Origin of the sequence: Streptomyces sp. NBC_00224, from assembly GCF_041435195.1 — a bacterium.
GTDB lineage: Bacteria > Actinomycetota > Actinomycetes > Streptomycetales > Streptomycetaceae > Streptomyces.
On the sequence record NZ_CP108106.1, the window covers coordinates 2,010,530 to 2,025,329 of the forward strand.

Below are 14,800 nucleotides of genomic sequence, written 5' to 3' on the forward strand. Positions count from 1 at the left end.
CGGTAGGCGACGGATCGCCGCGGTGTGCGCCCGGGTGGTCCGTACGATCGCCGGATGGCACTCTTCCGGATCGACCGGCGTACGGAGGCGGACCCCGCCGAGGTCTGGCGGCGGCTCACCGACTGGGCCCGCCACTCGGGGAGCGTCCCGCTGACCCGGATCACCGTCACCACTCCCGCGCCCACCGGCGTAGGCACGGTCTTCGTGGCCCGCACGGGCATCGGGCGCCTCGCGTTCGAGGACCCGATGGAGGTCGTGGTGTGGGAGCCGCCCGAGCGGGGACGGCCGGGGCGCTGCCGTATGGAGAAGCGCGGGCGGGTGGTCACCGGCTGGGCCGAGATCGAGGTGCGCCCCGGCCCCCGGGGATCCGCGGGTGGGGCGCTGCTCGTGTGGCGGGAGGACCTGCGGGTGTGGCGGCTGCCGCGCGCCCTCGACCCGGTGGTGTCGCGCGCGGGCCGATACGTGTTCGGCCGCGCGCTCACGGTCCTGCTCGGGAGGTGAGTCAGTCGACGGCGGGCACGTTCTCGGCCTTGGCCGACTCGATCTCGGCCGACGCCTTCTTCGCGCGGTTCTTGACGACCAGCATCGAGACGACGCCCAGCACGGCCGCGAGGCCCAGACCCACGTACGAGAAGTTCTTCAGCCACGACTCGGCGACCACGCCGATGTAGTAGATCGCGGCCGTCGTGCCGCCCGCCCAGCAGATGCCGCCGAGCACGTTGGCGATGAGGAACTTCCAGTACGGCATGTGCAGCACACCCGCCAGCGGGCCCGCGAAGATGCGCAGCAGCGCGATGAAGCGGCCGAAGAAGACCGCCCACATGCCCCACTTCTTGAAGGACTTCTCGGCCATGGCGACATGGCCCTCGCTGAAGTGCTTGGGGAACTTGGCGCCGAGCCAGGCGAGCAGCGGCCTGCCGCCCTTGCGGCCGATCGCGTAGCCGATCGAGTCACCGACGACCGCGCCCACCACTGCGGCGGCGCCGAGGATCACCGGGTTGATGTGACCCTCCTGGGACGCCAGCAGCGCGGAGCTGACGAGGACGATCTCGCCCGGCAGCGGAATGCCGAGGCTCTCCAAGCCGATGACCAGCCCCACCAGGAGGTAGACACTGACGGCGGGGATGTTCTCCAGCCACTCCTGGATGTGCAAGGCCCGTTTCCTCCCGATCGCGACGGGCCGACGCCCGGCGTGCGCCCCCCTTGGCGCACGCCGGGAAGCCTACCCGCTCATACCGCGTCGACGGCGTCCCAGAAGCCGCACCGATGCGCGCGGGCGACCGTGGTGACCACGGCGTTACCGTCCGCCGCGGCCGTGCGCAGCCGCAGCACCCGGCCCGGGGAGCCGTCGCCGGGCCACTCCGGCATGGCGGGCTGCCCGGCCGCCCGGGGCGGGTTCCCGTGCAGGAAGGAGCCCCAGTACGCGGTCATCTGCCGGGCCAGCGCCCGCTGTTCGCGGTCGAACGGCGCCTCCAGGCCGAAGTGGCGGAAGAGGTACTGGACCTCGTTGACATGCGTGGCCCCGAAGTCGAAGTCGGTGTGCAGGGCGCGCAGCGAGGCGAAGGGCGGCGAGGTGCGGTCGGCGAACTCGTACGCGTAGACCGGCCCCCGGGCCGCCAGCGCCCGGTCGAGCCGCAGCGCGGGGCAGGCCATCAGCTGGTCCCCGACGGCGGTGGCGTAGGCGAGCGTGGCCGAGGGGAAGGCGCTCAGCGGATAGTGCGCGAGGACCTCCGGGGCGCGGGCCGCGCCGAAGTACGCGGCGACCGCCTCGGGGTAGTCGGCCGCCGCGAGCGGGTAACGGGAGAAGGCGAACAGCCGCCCCTCGTCCTCGTTGGCCCCGTTGAGTACGGGCACGCGGGCGGACCGGCCGGTCGCGAACGCGCTGGCGGGCTGCTCGGGCAGGAAGGCGCCGCCGGTGACCGGGCCCCAGTCGAGGCCGGACTGCGCGGCGAGCAGCTCGGCGGCGGACCTGCGGCGCAGACAGGCGAGGACGGTGGCCGGCTCACCGCACCCGGCCCTGCGGGCGAAGGCGGCGCCGTCGGTGGCCGCCCGCGAACGGGTCCTGGCCGCGCAGTCACCGTACGCGCCGCTCTGGATCACGGCGGCGCGGAACAGGCCCCGGGCGGTGGGCGAGGCGAGCTGGGTGCAGACCGAGCGGCCGCCGGCCGACTCCCCGGCGACGGTCACCCGGCCCGGGTCGCCGCCGAAGGCGCCGATCTCGGAGCGCACCCAGCGCAGCGCGGCCTGCTGGTCGAGCATGCCGTAGTTGCCCGAGACGCCGTCCCTGGCCTCCGCGTCCAGGCCGGGCAGGGCCAGGAAGCCGAGGGCGCCGAGGCGGTAGTTGACGGTGACGACGACGGAGTCGGTGCTGCGGGCGAACGCGTCCGGGACGACGTCGGAACCCGCGCCCGCGGTGAGCCCGCCCCCGTGCAGCCAGACGAGGACCGGCAGCGCACCAGGCCGGTGTGCGGGCACGTACACGTTGAGGGCGAGGCAGTCCTCGGTGTGGGTGGCCCGCTCGTATCCGGGGTCCCAACTGGCGCCCTGGACACAGCGGTCGGCGAACCGCGTCGCGTCCCGTACGCCCCGCCAGGGCGCGGCCGGGCGCGGCGCCGTCCAGCGCAGCGCGCCGACCGGCTGCTCGGCGTAGGGAATTCCCAGGAACTGCCGCCCCTCGCCGGTCGTTTCCCCTTCGAGCAGACCGGAGTGGGTGCGTACGAGGGTGGGGCCGGGGGTGTGCGCCCCGGCCGGGACGGGGGTGAGCAGGGCCGCCGCGCAGGCGGTCGTGAGGAGCAGAGCCGTGCGGATCCGCGCCGCGAGCCGGACCCGTATCCCGCCGTCGCTCATCGCCGGACCTCCCCGTGGCCGGTGAGCCGGATGTCGCGCGCGGAGGCGCCCACCTCCACGCGGCGGCGGCCGGTGCCCAGGACCCAGCCGTGCCGGGCCGGGTCCCAGGACGAGAGCGTGCGGGCGGGGAGCGTGACGGTGACCCGGCGCGTGCCGCCCGGGGGCAGCTCCAGGCGCCGGTAGCCCGCGAGCGCGCGCTCGGCCTGGTCGAGGCGGAGGTGCGGCGAGCGGCCGACGTAGACCTGCGCGACCGTGGTGCCGGTGCGGCGGCCGGTGTTGCGGACGGTGAAGGTCACCGCAAGCCCCCCGTGCTCGGCGCGCACGGACAGGTCGTCGTAGACGAAGGCCGTGTACGAGAGGCCATGTCCGAACGGGAAGAGCGGTGCGACGCCCGCCTGGTCGTACCAGCGGTAGCCGAGGTGGATGCCCTCGCTGTACTCCTCGACGCCGTCGACGCCCGGGTAGCGGCGCGGGTCGCCCGCCACCGGGTGGCGCTCGTCGGAGACCGGGAAGGACTGGGTGAGCCGCCCGCCCGGGTCGCAGTCACCGAAGAGCACCTCGGCCGTGGCCGCCGCGCCCTCCTGGCCGGGGTAGTACATCTGGAGCACCGCGGCGGTCCGCTCCAGCCAGGGCATGGTGGTGCTGGAGGAGGTGTTGAGGACCACGGTGGTACGGGAGTTGACGGCGGCGACCGCGTCGATCAGCGCGTTCTGGTGGCCCGGGAGCGCGAGGGTGGTGCGGTCGGCGCCCTCGGTGGCGTCCTCGTACGCAAAGAGGACCACGCTCTCGGCCGCGCGCGCCACGCGCACCGCCTCGGCGACGTCGGCGGCCCGGGTCGCCCCGGTGATCCGGCGCAGCCGGAACAGCTGCCCGTCGGCGCCGCCCTTCGCGGTGATCTTCAGCGTGTGCGGACCGGCCTTGAGCCGCACGGTGGCCCGGCGCACGGAGAGCCCGTCGGGGGCGGCGCTGACCAGGCCGCCCGCGAAGTACTCGCCGTAGCCCGGGGTGAGCGGGAAGAGCTCGGTGCCGTCGAGGTGGACGACGGGCCGCTCACGCCCGGAGTAGTGGATGACCAGGGTCCACTCGTCGGCCTCGGCGGCGGTGAGGGTGCCGTCGTACGTCCAGGTCGCGCCCGGGGCGACGTGCCGGCCCTCGAAGTCGGCGCCGGGCGAGACGGCTCCGGCGGGCAGGGCCCGGCCGAACAGGTCCTCGCCGAGGGCGTAGCGCACCCGGGCGCCCTTGCCCGCCCGTTCCCTGATGGCGTCCAGGGGGCTCGCGGCCCGGTCCGGCACCACATGGGCGCTGCCGCCGCCGCTGACGAAGGGGAGCGAGCCGGTCGGGCCGATCACCGCGAGGGAGCGGGCGGCGGCGCCGGTGAGCGGCAGGGCGCGGTGCTCGTTGCGCAGCAGCGTGGCCCCGGCCTTGGCGACCTTGAGCGCGGTGCGGGCACCGGCGGCCGGGTCGCGGTCGGGGCGGGCCGGAGCGCTGCCGTCGAGCAGCCCGAAGCGCTCCATGACGGTCAGGACGCGGCGCACCGAGCGGTCCACCAGCGCCTGGGGGACGCTGCCGTCCCGGACCGCCTGCTTGAGGGCGGCGCCGAAGTGGGTGCCGTCGGGCATCTCCATGTCGAGCCCGGCGCGGATCGAGGCGACCGTGGAGTGGGCGGCGAACCAGTCGGTCATCACCCACCCGTCGAAGCCCCAGGTGTCCCGCAGCACCCCGGTGAGCAGGTCCGCGCTCTCGCAGGCGAAGGTGGAGTCGACCTTGTTGTACGCGCCCATGACGGCCCCGGCGCGGGCGGCGACCGCCGCCTCGAAGCCGCGCAGCTCCGCCTCGTGCATGGTCTGCTCGTCGGCCCGTACGTCGACGGACATACGGTCCTTCTCCTGGTTGTTCAGGGCGAAGTGCTTGACCGTGGCGATCAGGCCCTGCGCCTGGATGCCGCTCACCTCCTCGGCGACGAGGTCGGCGGAGAGCAGCGGGTCCTCGGAGAAGGTCTCGAAGTTGCGGCCCGCGTACGGGGTGCGGATCAGGTTGACCATGGGTGAGAGCAGCACGTCCTGGCCGAGCGCGCGTCCCTCGCGGCCGATGACCTCGCCGTACTCCCGGGCGAGCGCGGGGTCGAAGGCGGCGGCGAGCAGCACCGGGGCGGGCAGCGCGGTCGCGTGCTTCGTGACGCGGACCCCGGCGGGCCCGTCCGCGAGCCGCAGGGGCGGGATGCCGAGCCGGGGCACGCCGGGGACGTAGCCGGCCTGGCCGAGGCTCTGGGGGTCGTCGGCGCCGTGCAGGAGGGTCAGCTTCTCGCCGAGGGTGAGGCGGCGGATCAGCGACTCGACGCGGGGGCTGGCGGCGGGGGCGGCGGCTGCTGCGGTTCCGGCGGCGCGGGGCCCGGCGGCCCGGGCGGGCAGGGCGCTCCAGCCGGTCGCGGCCGCGGCGACCGTGACGGCGCCGCCGAGCAGCCACAGGGCGGACCTGCGGGAAACGGTGTCGGACATGACCGTCACTCCTTTGTGTGCGGGCACGGCGAGGTGACACGTGCAAACGACAGGGCGTGCTTCGGCTTCTGAACACACCATGCGCCAGAACCCTGTTGACGCACCGTCAGACGCCTCGTGTTGTCCGAGAAAGCTAGGACCGGCCCGGAAAGGAGTCAATAAGTTGAACAAGAAACGGATCCGGCCCCGAGTGCAGGGCACTCGGGGCCGGATCCGTTCGGGAACCGCGTGGATCAGCTGTGCGGGCGCAGGGTCCAGACGACGGTCATCTCGCCGGTGACGGCGCCGTCCTCGCGGGTGATCGCGATGGCGACCGGGAACTCGGGGCGCTCCCCCGCGTCCAGCTCCGCGACGACGTCCGCGATCGGGCGGCCCAGCGTGGCCGTGGCGGTGACCACGCCCATGGCGAGCTTCTTGTAGCCGATCTCCGCCTTGACGGCGAGCGGCACGGCACGGTTCATCTGGTCGCCGAAGGCGGCGATCACGATGGCACCGCTGGCGGACTCGGCGAGCGTGAACATCGCGCCGGCGTGCGGTCCGCCCACGTGGTTGTGGTAGTCGGGCTGGTCGGGCAACCGGACCACGGCCCGCTCGGGGGTGGTCTCCAGGAACTCCAGGTTGAGGGTCCTGGCCATGGGAACGGTCGCGGCGAGCATCTCGCCGACGGACATCTGATCAGCGCTCATGGCATCGGATGTTACCCGTGAGTAGTAGACCTTGACCATCCCCTCACGGGGGCGGACGTTGGAGCCGCGACCCGTCCCCTCTATGGTTACTCGCCATGTGGCAAGGACAGCAGCCGCCCGGGGGCGAGCAGAATCCGCAGGACCCGAACCAGAACCCGTACCAGCAGCCGGGGTACCAACAGCCCAACCCGTACCAACAGCCGACGCAGCCGGGGTACCAGGCACCGCCGCCCCAGGCACCGCCCGGCGGCCACCAGCAGCCGGGATACGGATATCCGCAGCAGCCCAACCCGTACCAGCAGCCGACCGTGCCGCAGTACCCGGTGGGGGCGCCGCCCGGACCGCCGATGCCGCCGCAGAACGACGACGGCGGCAAGAAGAAGACGACCCTGATCGCCATCGTCGCGGCGACCGCGGTCGTGGTCGCGGCGGTCGTCACCGGCGTCGTCGTCATGAAGGACGACGGCAAGAAGGACGACAAGGCCGACGACAAGAAGCCCTCGAAGAGCTCCTCGGCTCCGGCGCAGGCGTCGCCCACCGCCCAGCCCAATCCGCGCGGCGACTCCACCCAGGACATGAAGCCGACCATCGAGGGCTGGAAGGTCATCACCAACCCCAAGTGGGGCACGGCCTTCGACGTCCCGTCGGACTGGGAGTTCAAGGGCCCGAGCTGGGCCGGTGGCTTCGAGGACCACGCCAACCCGACCGGGAAGCCGATCATCATGCAGTCGGCGCCCGCGTACTACAAGCCCAAGTGGTGCACGGAGGACTCCAACCACGACGGCAACACCGAGGACACCGAGCTCGCGGGCACCGGCACCAAGGGCGCCGACGGCGCGAAGAACACCGACGAGGTGGCCGAGAACCAGGTGCCGTGGTGGGTGTACGGCGCGTACACCCAGCCGGACAAGAACATCATCAAGATGGTCAAGCCCGTCCCGTACACCACCAAGTCGGGCATCGTCGGCAGTCTCGCCCGCGCCTCGGCGACCGGGGTCAAGAAGACCAGCAAGTGCGACACCGACGGCAAGGCGGTCACCTTCGGCTTCAAGAACGCCAAGGGCGACTTCGTGGCGTGGAGCCTCTACTCGGCCACCGGGGTCAGCGGCGCGGTCACCGACGAGACGATCGACAAGATCCTCAGCACGGTCCGTCTCGCCGGTCAGCCCACCGGCTGACGCCCGTCCGTACGCGGTGACACCCCCGGCACCGCGTACGGCACGGCAATCGGTTTGGCACATCGAGGCGGCGACGGCGATAGTCCACAGGTGACATCTGCCGCCGCCGTCTCCCGTTTCCGCCGTCCCACCTGGGCGGGCCGCAACTACTCGCTGCTGACCGCCGCCGCGATCGTGACCAACCTGGGCAGTCAGGGCGCCCTGATCGCCTCGGCGTTCGCGGTGCTGCAGGCGGGCGGCGACGGCGGCGACGTGGGCCTGGTCGCGGCGGCCCGGACCGTGCCGCTCGTCCTCTTCCTGCTCGTCGGCGGCGCGCTCGCGGACCGAATACCCCGGCACCGGGTGATGGTCGCCGCCAACAGCCTCAACTTCCTCTCCCAGGGCGCCTTCGCGCTGCTCGTGCTGACCGGCACGCCGCAGCTGTGGCAGATGCTGGCGCTCAGCGCCCTTGGCGGCGTGGGCCAGGCGTTCTTCGGCCCCGCCTCCGAGGGCATGCTGATGTCCAGCGTGGAGGGCGAGGAGGCCGGGCGCGCCTTCGCGTTGTACCGGATGGCGATGCAGGGCGCGGGCATCGGCGGCGCCGCCCTCGGCGGGGCGCTGATCGCCGCCGTCGGACCCGGCTGGGTGCTCGCCGTCGACGCGGTCGCCTTCGCCGTGGCGGGCGCGCTGCGCGCCTTCATCGACGTACGTCACATCCCGCCGCGCGAGCCCGGCGGCGGCATCGTCGCCGATCTGCGCGACGGCTGGCGGGAGTTCATCGGCCGCCCCTGGCTCTGGGCGATCGTGGCGCAGTTCTCGATCGTCAACGCCGTCGTGGTGGCCGCCGACGCGGTGTACGGGCCGCTGGTCGCCCGGGACCACCTGGGCGGGCCGGGGCCGTGGGGCCTGGCGCTCGCCGCGTTCGGGGCGGGCACGGTCGGCGGCGCCCTGGTGATGATGCGCTGGAAGCCGCGCCGGCTGCTGTTCGTCGGCTCGCTCTGCGTCTTCCCCCTCGCACTGCCCTCCGCCGCGCTCGCCGTGCCGGCGCCGATCGGGGTGCTGGTCGCGGTGATGTTCGTGACCGGTGTGTCGATCGAGGTGTTCGGCGTCTCCTGGATGACCGCGATGCACCAGGAGATACCCGAGGAGAAGCTGTCGCGGGTCTCCGCGTACGACTGGCTGGGCTCGCTCGCCGTGGTACCGCTGGCCACCGCCCTCGCGGGCCCCGCCGAGAGCGCCGTCGGCCGGACCTCCGCGCTGTGGGGCTGCGCGGTGGTGATCGTCGTCCTGACGGCGGCGGTGCTCACGGTCCCGGACGTACGCAACCTGACGCGCCGCACCGCGCCGGTCGCCGGGGGGCCGCCCGCGCCGGACACGGCCGCGGCTCCCGTCTCAGCCGATGCCGAACGCCCCCTCGGGGGGCTCGGGTGACGGCATCGCCTCGCTGTCCGGTACGGGCGTCGCGCCGCCGGTGAACCGCCGCAGCGCGTCGCCGTGCTCGACCCGGGCGGGAAAAGCGTCCCCGGCGGTCAGCCGGGCGAGGGAGGCGATCGGCAGCGGCCCGTGCGAGGCGAGCAGCACCACGTTGCCGAACCGCCGCCCGCGCAGCACCGAGGGCTCCGCGATCAGCGCGACCTGCTCGAACACCGCCCGGAAGGTGGCCAGCTGGGGGCGGAGGAAGTCGAAGGGCGCGCCGTCGGCGAGGTTGGCCGCGTAGAGCCCGCCGGGCCGCAGCACCCGCTCGGCGGTCCGCGCGTACTCGACCGAGGTGAGGTGCGCGGGCACCCGGGAGCCGCCGAACACGTCCGCGACGAGCAGATCGGCCGAGTCCGCCGGCGCGGCCTCGGTCCAGGCGCGGGCGTCGGCCGCGTGCACCCGGATCCCACAGCCGTCGGGCAGCGGCAGATGCTCGGTGACCAGGGCGAGCAGCCCGCGGTCGGCCTCCACGACGTCCTGGCGCGAGCCCGGCCGGCTCGCCGCCAGATAGCGCGGCAGGGTGAGCCCGCCGCCGCCGAGGTGGATCACGTCGAGCGGTGCGCCCGGCTCCCCCGCGCAGTCGACGACATGGGCGAGCCTGCGGGTGTACTCGAACTCGATGTACGTCGGGTCGTCGAGGTCGACGTACGACTGGGGCGCACCGTTCACGGTGAGCAGCCAGGCCCGCTCCCGGTCCACGTCGGGCATCAGCTTGGCGGTGCCCCAGTCCACTGTCCGGCTGACCGGTATCGGCTCGTTCACCGTCCCATTGTGCGGGACGCTCCGCGGGGAGCCCCCGGTAGGGACGCGGTACCGCAGCCGGCCTCCACACGTTCGCGCCCCTGATGGGACTACGCCCAGAGCTCTGCCACGGCCGCCGCGTGGGCGGCTGCCTGGGTGCGGCCGGCGCGGGCGGCCGGGGCGCGGCGGGACGGCTCCAGGGAGTTGCGGCCGAAGGCGCGGCGGGCGGCGGAGTCCGGGGTGATGAGCTCGACGCGCGCCCCCGCGGCGGCCAGCTCGGCCACCTGGGTGCGCGGCGAGTCCAGCGGGCCGCCGCCGAGCGCCAGCGGCGCGAGGACCAGCACCCGGTCGTATCCGGCGGCGAGCTGGGCGTTGGCCGGGGAGTGCACTCCCCCGTCGATCCAGCGGCGGCCCTCGACGGTGACGGCGGGCCACACCCCGGGCACCGCGCAGCTGGCGGCGACCGCGTCCACCAGCTCCACGCCGCTCTCCCGGTCGAAGATCCGCAGTTCGCCGCTGTCCGCCGCGACCGCCGTGATCCGCAGCCGCCGCGCCGGCCACTCGTGCGCGACCAGCCGTCCGGCGATCACCTTGCGCCGGGCCGCCTCCTGGCCCGTGCCACCGGCGAGCGCCACCCGGCCCAGCTTTCTGCCGTACTCCTCGGGGGTACGGGAGGTCAGCGCCGCGCGGGCGAACCGGAACAGCGCGGCCGGGCCCAGATTCGCCGGGACCTCGCCGTCGGGCCGGGCGAGCTGACGCTCATACAGCTGCGGCAACCCGATCCGCCCCGAGGTGATCTGCGCGGCGACCACCGAGCCCGCCGAGCTGCCGACCACCAGCTCGGCGCCGGTCACGTCGACGCCCGCCTCGGCGAGCCCGTACAGCATGCCGATCTCCCAGCCCACGCCGGTGATTCCGCCCGCGCCGAGCACCAGTGCCGTCTCTGCCATGCCCGAAGCATGGCGGAAGGCGCGGGGCCCGCCTCCGCCGGGGGTGCCGGAGGAGGCGGGCCCGTTCGGCCGCGGGTCGGGGTTCGGCCGCCGGTCAGAGGAGGCCGGTGATCGTCCCGGCGCCGACCGTGCGTCCGCCCTCGCGGATCGCGAAGCCGAGCCCGGGCTCCAGCGGAGTGTCCCGGCCCAGCTCGACGGTCATGGTGACCGTGTCGCCGGGGCGCGCCACCGCCGCCTCGCCGAGGTCGACGTCCCCGACCACGTCCGCGGTACGGATGTAGAACTGCGGGCGGTAGCCGGTGGCGACCGGGGTGGTCCGCCCGCCCTCGCGCGCCGACAGGACGTACACCCGCGCGGTGAAGCGGCGGCTCGGCGTGACGCTGCCCGGCGCCGCGACCACATGGCCGCGCCGCACCGCGTCGCGGGGCACCCCGCGCAGCAGCAGCGCCACGTTGTCCCCGGCCTCGGCGGACTCCATCGGCTTGCCGAAGGTCTCCAGACCGGTGACGACCGTCTCCAAGTCCGCGCCGAGCACCTCGACCCGGTCGCCGACGCGGACCGTGCCGCGCTCCACGGCGCCGGTGACGACCGTGCCGCGGCCGGTGATGGTCAGCACGTTCTCCACCGGCAGCAGGAACGGTACGTCGGTGTAGCGGACCGGCATCGGCACATAGGTGTCGACCGCGTCGAGCAGCGCCTCGATCGCCGCCGTCCAGCGCGGGTCGCCCTCCAGCGCCTTCAGCCCGGAGACCCGGACGACGGGCACCGAGTCGCCCCCGTACCCGTGCGCCGAGAGCAGGTCGCGGACCTCCAGCTCGACCAGGTCGGTCAGCTCCTCGTCACCCGCGTCGGCCTTGTTGAGCGCGACCACGATGTGGTCGACGCCGACCTGGCGGGCGAGCAGGACGTGCTCGGCGGTCTGCGGCATGATCCCGTCGAGCGCGGAGACGACGAGGATCGCCCCGTCCAGCTGGGCGGCGCCGGTGACCATGTTCTTGACGTAGTCGGCGTGCCCGGGCATGTCGACGTGGGCGTAGTGGCGGGTGTCGGTCTCGTACTCGACGTGCGCGATGTTGATGGTGATGCCCCGCGCGGCCTCCTCCGGCGCCCGGTCGATCCGGTCGAACGGGACGAACGTGCCGGTGCCGCGCGCGGCGAGGACCTTGGTGATGGCGGCGGTCAACGTGGTCTTGCCGTGGTCGACATGACCCATCGTGCCGATGTTGAGGTGGGGCTTGGTGCGTACGTATGCCGTCTTGGACATGGCTGTGTCCCTCAAATACCGAATGGCTCGAAGCTGCGACGGGACCCCTGGATCCGGCCGACCCTCCCCCTGCGGGGTCCGCCGGTCTCTCCGGGAAGGGTCAGCTTCGGGCGCCGCCGAGGGGCGCCGCGTCAGCGGCGACTGCCGCGATGGCGGCGATCGCCGCTGCGGCGAGGGCAGCCTTCGGCGCGTCCGCGACTGCGGACGGCGCTGCGGGGAAGGCGTGCCGGAACATGCTGCCGATCATTCCCCGGCGGGGGGCGGGCGTCGAATGGTTTTCGGTGGTGGGGAGTTGGGGCGGGGCTTGGAGGCGGGGCCTTGGCGGGCGGTGCCGCTTCCGGCACCCGCGTCTTCCGGCGAGCGCACGGCCGGGCCGCCCGTGTCGCGGCGCCGTGGCGTGCCCGGCGCGTGGGCGGAGCTCGCCGCAGGCGTTCCCGGCGGGGCTCATCCCTCTCGGATCCGGACGGCGTTCGCCCCGCCTACGGCCATAAGGCGACGCCCGTTACGGCGATCACATGCCCCGGTCGGTTACTCTCCCCGGATGCTCGACGACCTAGTCGCCCGACCGTCCGCCGGGCTCGCCGTGCGCTGCACCAGGGCCCTGCTCTCGCCCTGGACGCGGCTGGCCCTCCTGGTGCTGGTGCTCGCGGCGGCCGCCACGACCGTGCTGCTCCTCGAACCGCAGCGGCTGCTCGCCGACGGCTGGCCGCACCGGCTGAGCGGCGGCGCCGCGGTGGTCCTGTTCGGTGTGGCGTACGGCCTGTGCACCGCGGCGTTCGTACCGCGCCCGCTGCTCAACCTGGCCGCGGGCGCGATCTTCGGGTCGCAGGCGGGCCTGGCGTCCGCGCTCGCCGGGACGGTGCTCGGCGCCGGGATCTCGTTCGGTCTCGGCCGGGTGCTCGGCCAGGACGCGCTGCGGCCGCTGCTGCGGGGCCGCTGGCTCAAGGCGGCGGACGGCCAGCTCAGCAGGCACGGATTCCGGTCGATGATGGCGATCCGGCTCTTCCCCGGCGTGCCGTTCGCGGCGGCCAACTACTGCGCGGCGGTCTCCCGGATGGGCTGGCTGCCGTTCCTGCTCGCCACGGGCCTCGGTTCGGTGCCGAACACGGCGGCGTACGTGGTCGCGGGCAGCCGGGCCGCCTCCCCGACCTCGCCGGTCTTCCTGATCGCGATGGCGTTCATCGCGGTGTCGGGCCTGGGCGCGGCGGCGGTGGCGTGGCGAAAGCGGCACCGGTTGAGCGGGCGGGCGGAGACGCCGGGGGCATCCTTGTCCGGGGCACCCGCCGGGCCGGAGGCACCCACCCCCGCCACCACGCAGGCGCCCGTCGCCCCGCCCGCGCCCGACCGGACCGCATAACTCCCGCTTCATCTCCGGCCTGTACGCTGCCCTCCGACCGGCCGTCGATCACACCATCACACCGACCGTCGGATCGTCGCGCCCGCAACCGTCTTCAGCACCCGGGATGGCCCACGCCCCATGTCTTGGTTCGAATCGTTCATACTCGGGCTCGTCCAGGGGCTGACGGAGTTCCTGCCGATCTCCTCCAGCGCGCACCTCCGCCTCACCGCGGCCTTCGCCGACTGGCAGGACCCGGGACCGGCGTTCACCGCGATCACGCAGATCGGCACCGAGACGGCCGTCCTCATCTACTTCCGCAAGGACATCGTCCGGATCATCTCGGCGTGGTTCCGCTCGCTCACCGACCGGCGGATGCGCGGCGACCAGGACGCCCGGATGGGCTGGCTGGTCATCGTCGGCTCGATCCCGATCGGTGTGCTCGGCATCGTCCTCAAGGACCAGATCGACACCACTTTCCGCGATCTGCGGGTCATCGCCACCACGCTGGTCGTGATGGGCGTCGTCCTCGGCATCGCCGACCGCCGCGCCGCCCGGGACGAGGCGGGCGGCCGCCACCGCGCGGCCACGCAGCGCAAGTCGCTCCAGGACCTGAGCGTCAAGGACGGCCTGGTCTACGGCCTGTGCCAGGCCATGGCCCTGATCCCGGGCGTCTCCCGCTCGGGCGCCACCATCAGCGGCGGCCTGCTGATGGGCTACACCCGTGAGTCCGCGGCCCGCTACTCCTTCCTGCTCGCCATCCCGGCGGTACTGGCGTCCGGCGTCTTCGAACTCAAGGACGCGGGCGGCGAAGGCCAGGCCCCGATGGCCGAGACGCTCTTCGCGACGGTGATCGCGTTCGGCGTCGGATACGTCGTCATCGCCTGGTTCATGAAGTTCATCTCCAGCAAGAGCTTCATGCCGTTCGTCGTCTACCGCATCCTGCTCGGCATCGTCCTCTTCGCCCTGGTCGGAGCCGATGTCCTCAGCCCGCACGCGGGGGAGGTCTCGGGCGGCTGACACGGGCCCGGGGAGGCGTACCTCACTCCCCGAACACCCCATGCCGCCCCGCACCCCCCGCGAACCGGGCCGCCCCCTCCCCCGCCCGCTCCAGCGACCGTATGCCGTGGGCCAGTTCGTTGCGCAGGGCCTCCGGCTCGGGCAGGGGCTCCTGTTCCAGGAGGGAGAGGCGGTCCTCGCGGAGGCAGAGTTGGGGGAAGGCCGCGATCTCCGACGCCAGCTTCTCGGCCGCCGCGCGGGCCGTGCCGTTCGGCACCACCCGGTCGGCGAGGCCGATCGAGAGCGCCTCGGCCGCGTCGACCGGGCGGCCGGTGAGGACCAGGTCCATCGCGCGGCCCGCGCCGATCAGCCGAGGCAGCCGTACCGTACCGCCGTCGATCAGCGGGACGCCCCAGCGGCGGCAGAAGACGCCGAAGACCGCGTCCTGTTCGGCCACCCGCAGATCGCACCAGAGCGCCAGCTCCAGGCCGCCCGCCACGGCGTGTCCGGAGATCGCCGCGATCACCGGCTTGGTCAGGCGCATCCGGGTCGGGCCCATCGGGCCGTCGCCGTCCTCGGTCACCGCGTTGCCGTGCTCGGTGCCGATGGCCTTGAGGTCGGCGCCCGCGCAGAACGTGCCGCCCTCGCCCCAGAGCACCGCGACCGCCGCCTCGTCGTCGGCCTCGAAGGCGCGGAAGGCGTCGGCGAGCTCGCGGGCGGTGGGCCCGTCCACGGCGTTGCGCGCGTGGGGGCGGGAGAGCACCACGGTCGTGACGGGGCCGCTGCGCTCGCTGCGGACGCAGGCACGGGCGGAGGCGGCGGATTCGCTCGGTACGGTCATGGCGCCCA

14 protein-coding genes are annotated in these 14,800 nt (G+C 73.9%); 5 read left to right on the plus strand and 9 right to left on the minus strand.

Annotated features, from left to right (window positions below; genetic code table 11):
• Positions 1 to 54 precede the first annotated feature (54 nt).
• Positions 55 to 501: an SRPBCC family protein gene (locus OG965_RS08950; RefSeq protein ID WP_371650953.1), complete on the plus strand. Its 447-nt coding sequence runs from the start codon at positions 55 to 57 to the stop codon at positions 499 to 501.
• Between the two features lies 1 nt (position 502).
• Here the strand turns inward: OG965_RS08950 and OG965_RS08955 are convergent, their stop codons facing one another.
• The 4 genes from OG965_RS08955 to OG965_RS08970 all read right to left on the minus strand — a co-directional run bounded on the left by OG965_RS08955 (position 503) and on the right by OG965_RS08970 (position 6,013).
• On the minus strand, positions 503 to 1,153 hold the full coding sequence (locus tag OG965_RS08955) for a DedA family protein (RefSeq protein WP_371650955.1): 651 nt from the start codon (positions 1,151 to 1,153) through the stop codon (positions 503 to 505).
• A 77-nt stretch (positions 1,154 to 1,230) separates the two neighbouring features.
• The gene (locus OG965_RS08960) at positions 1,231 to 2,847 is read right to left on the minus strand and encodes a carboxylesterase/lipase family protein (RefSeq protein WP_371650957.1); all 1,617 of its coding nucleotides are present in this window, start codon (positions 2,845 to 2,847) and stop codon (positions 1,231 to 1,233) included.
• Positions 2,844 to 5,342 carry a beta-glucosidase gene (locus tag OG965_RS08965; RefSeq protein WP_371650959.1) on the minus strand — a complete coding sequence of 833 codons (2,499 nt, stop codon included), beginning with the start codon at positions 5,340 to 5,342 and terminating at the stop codon, positions 2,844 to 2,846. The genes OG965_RS08960 and OG965_RS08965 overlap by 4 nt, the downstream gene beginning before the upstream one ends.
• 233 nt (positions 5,343 to 5,575) lie before the next feature.
• Positions 5,576 to 6,013 carry a DUF4442 domain-containing protein gene (locus OG965_RS08970; protein WP_371656890.1) on the minus strand — a complete coding sequence of 146 codons (438 nt, stop codon included), beginning with the start codon at positions 6,011 to 6,013 and terminating at the stop codon, positions 5,576 to 5,578.
• A gap of 110 nt (positions 6,014 to 6,123) precedes the next feature.
• Between OG965_RS08970 and OG965_RS08975 the strand changes: the two genes are divergently transcribed.
• Together OG965_RS08975 and OG965_RS08980 are read left to right on the plus strand one after the other, a co-directional pair.
• Positions 6,124 to 7,206, plus strand: a complete 1,083-nt coding sequence (locus tag OG965_RS08975; protein WP_371650961.1) for a hypothetical protein — start codon at positions 6,124 to 6,126, stop codon at positions 7,204 to 7,206.
• Positions 7,207 to 7,296: 90 nt separating this feature from the next.
• Positions 7,297 to 8,616, plus strand: coding sequence for an MFS transporter (locus tag OG965_RS08980; protein WP_371650963.1), 1,320 nt, complete (start codon positions 7,297 to 7,299; stop codon positions 8,614 to 8,616).
• Here OG965_RS08980 and OG965_RS08985 read toward each other — a convergent pair.
• From OG965_RS08985 to OG965_RS09000, 4 genes are all read right to left on the minus strand, one after another.
• Entirely contained in the window at positions 8,578 to 9,423 is an 846-nt protein-coding gene (locus tag OG965_RS08985; RefSeq protein WP_371650965.1) for a spermidine synthase, read from the minus strand. The genes OG965_RS08980 and OG965_RS08985 overlap by 39 nt on opposite strands.
• A gap of 89 nt (positions 9,424 to 9,512) precedes the next feature.
• A complete protein-coding gene (locus tag OG965_RS08990; RefSeq protein WP_371650966.1) occupies positions 9,513 to 10,352 on the minus strand; it encodes a patatin-like phospholipase family protein in 840 nt (279 codons plus the stop codon).
• A 94-nt stretch (positions 10,353 to 10,446) separates the two neighbouring features.
• On the minus strand, positions 10,447 to 11,616 hold the full coding sequence (tuf, locus tag OG965_RS08995; RefSeq protein ID WP_371650968.1) for an elongation factor Tu: 1,170 nt from the start codon (positions 11,614 to 11,616) through the stop codon (positions 10,447 to 10,449).
• 100 nt (positions 11,617 to 11,716) lie between these two features.
• Entirely contained in the window at positions 11,717 to 11,851 is a 135-nt protein-coding gene (locus tag OG965_RS09000) for a hypothetical protein (RefSeq protein ID WP_371650970.1), read from the minus strand.
• A gap of 306 nt (positions 11,852 to 12,157) precedes the next feature.
• On the opposite strand from OG965_RS09000, the gene OG965_RS09005 reads away from it, so the two are divergent.
• Both OG965_RS09005 and OG965_RS09010 read left to right on the plus strand, forming a co-directional pair.
• On the plus strand, positions 12,158 to 12,973 hold the full coding sequence (locus OG965_RS09005) for a TVP38/TMEM64 family protein (RefSeq protein ID WP_371650972.1): 816 nt from the start codon (positions 12,158 to 12,160) through the stop codon (positions 12,971 to 12,973).
• A gap of 120 nt (positions 12,974 to 13,093) precedes the next feature.
• On the plus strand, positions 13,094 to 13,972 hold the full coding sequence (locus tag OG965_RS09010) for an undecaprenyl-diphosphate phosphatase (protein WP_371650974.1): 879 nt from the start codon (positions 13,094 to 13,096) through the stop codon (positions 13,970 to 13,972).
• A gap of 22 nt (positions 13,973 to 13,994) precedes the next feature.
• On the opposite strand, the gene OG965_RS09015 is transcribed toward OG965_RS09010, so the two are convergent.
• Positions 13,995 to 14,792, minus strand: coding sequence for a crotonase/enoyl-CoA hydratase family protein (locus tag OG965_RS09015; protein WP_371650975.1), 798 nt, complete (start codon positions 14,790 to 14,792; stop codon positions 13,995 to 13,997).
• Between the last annotated feature and the right edge of the window lie 8 nt (positions 14,793 to 14,800).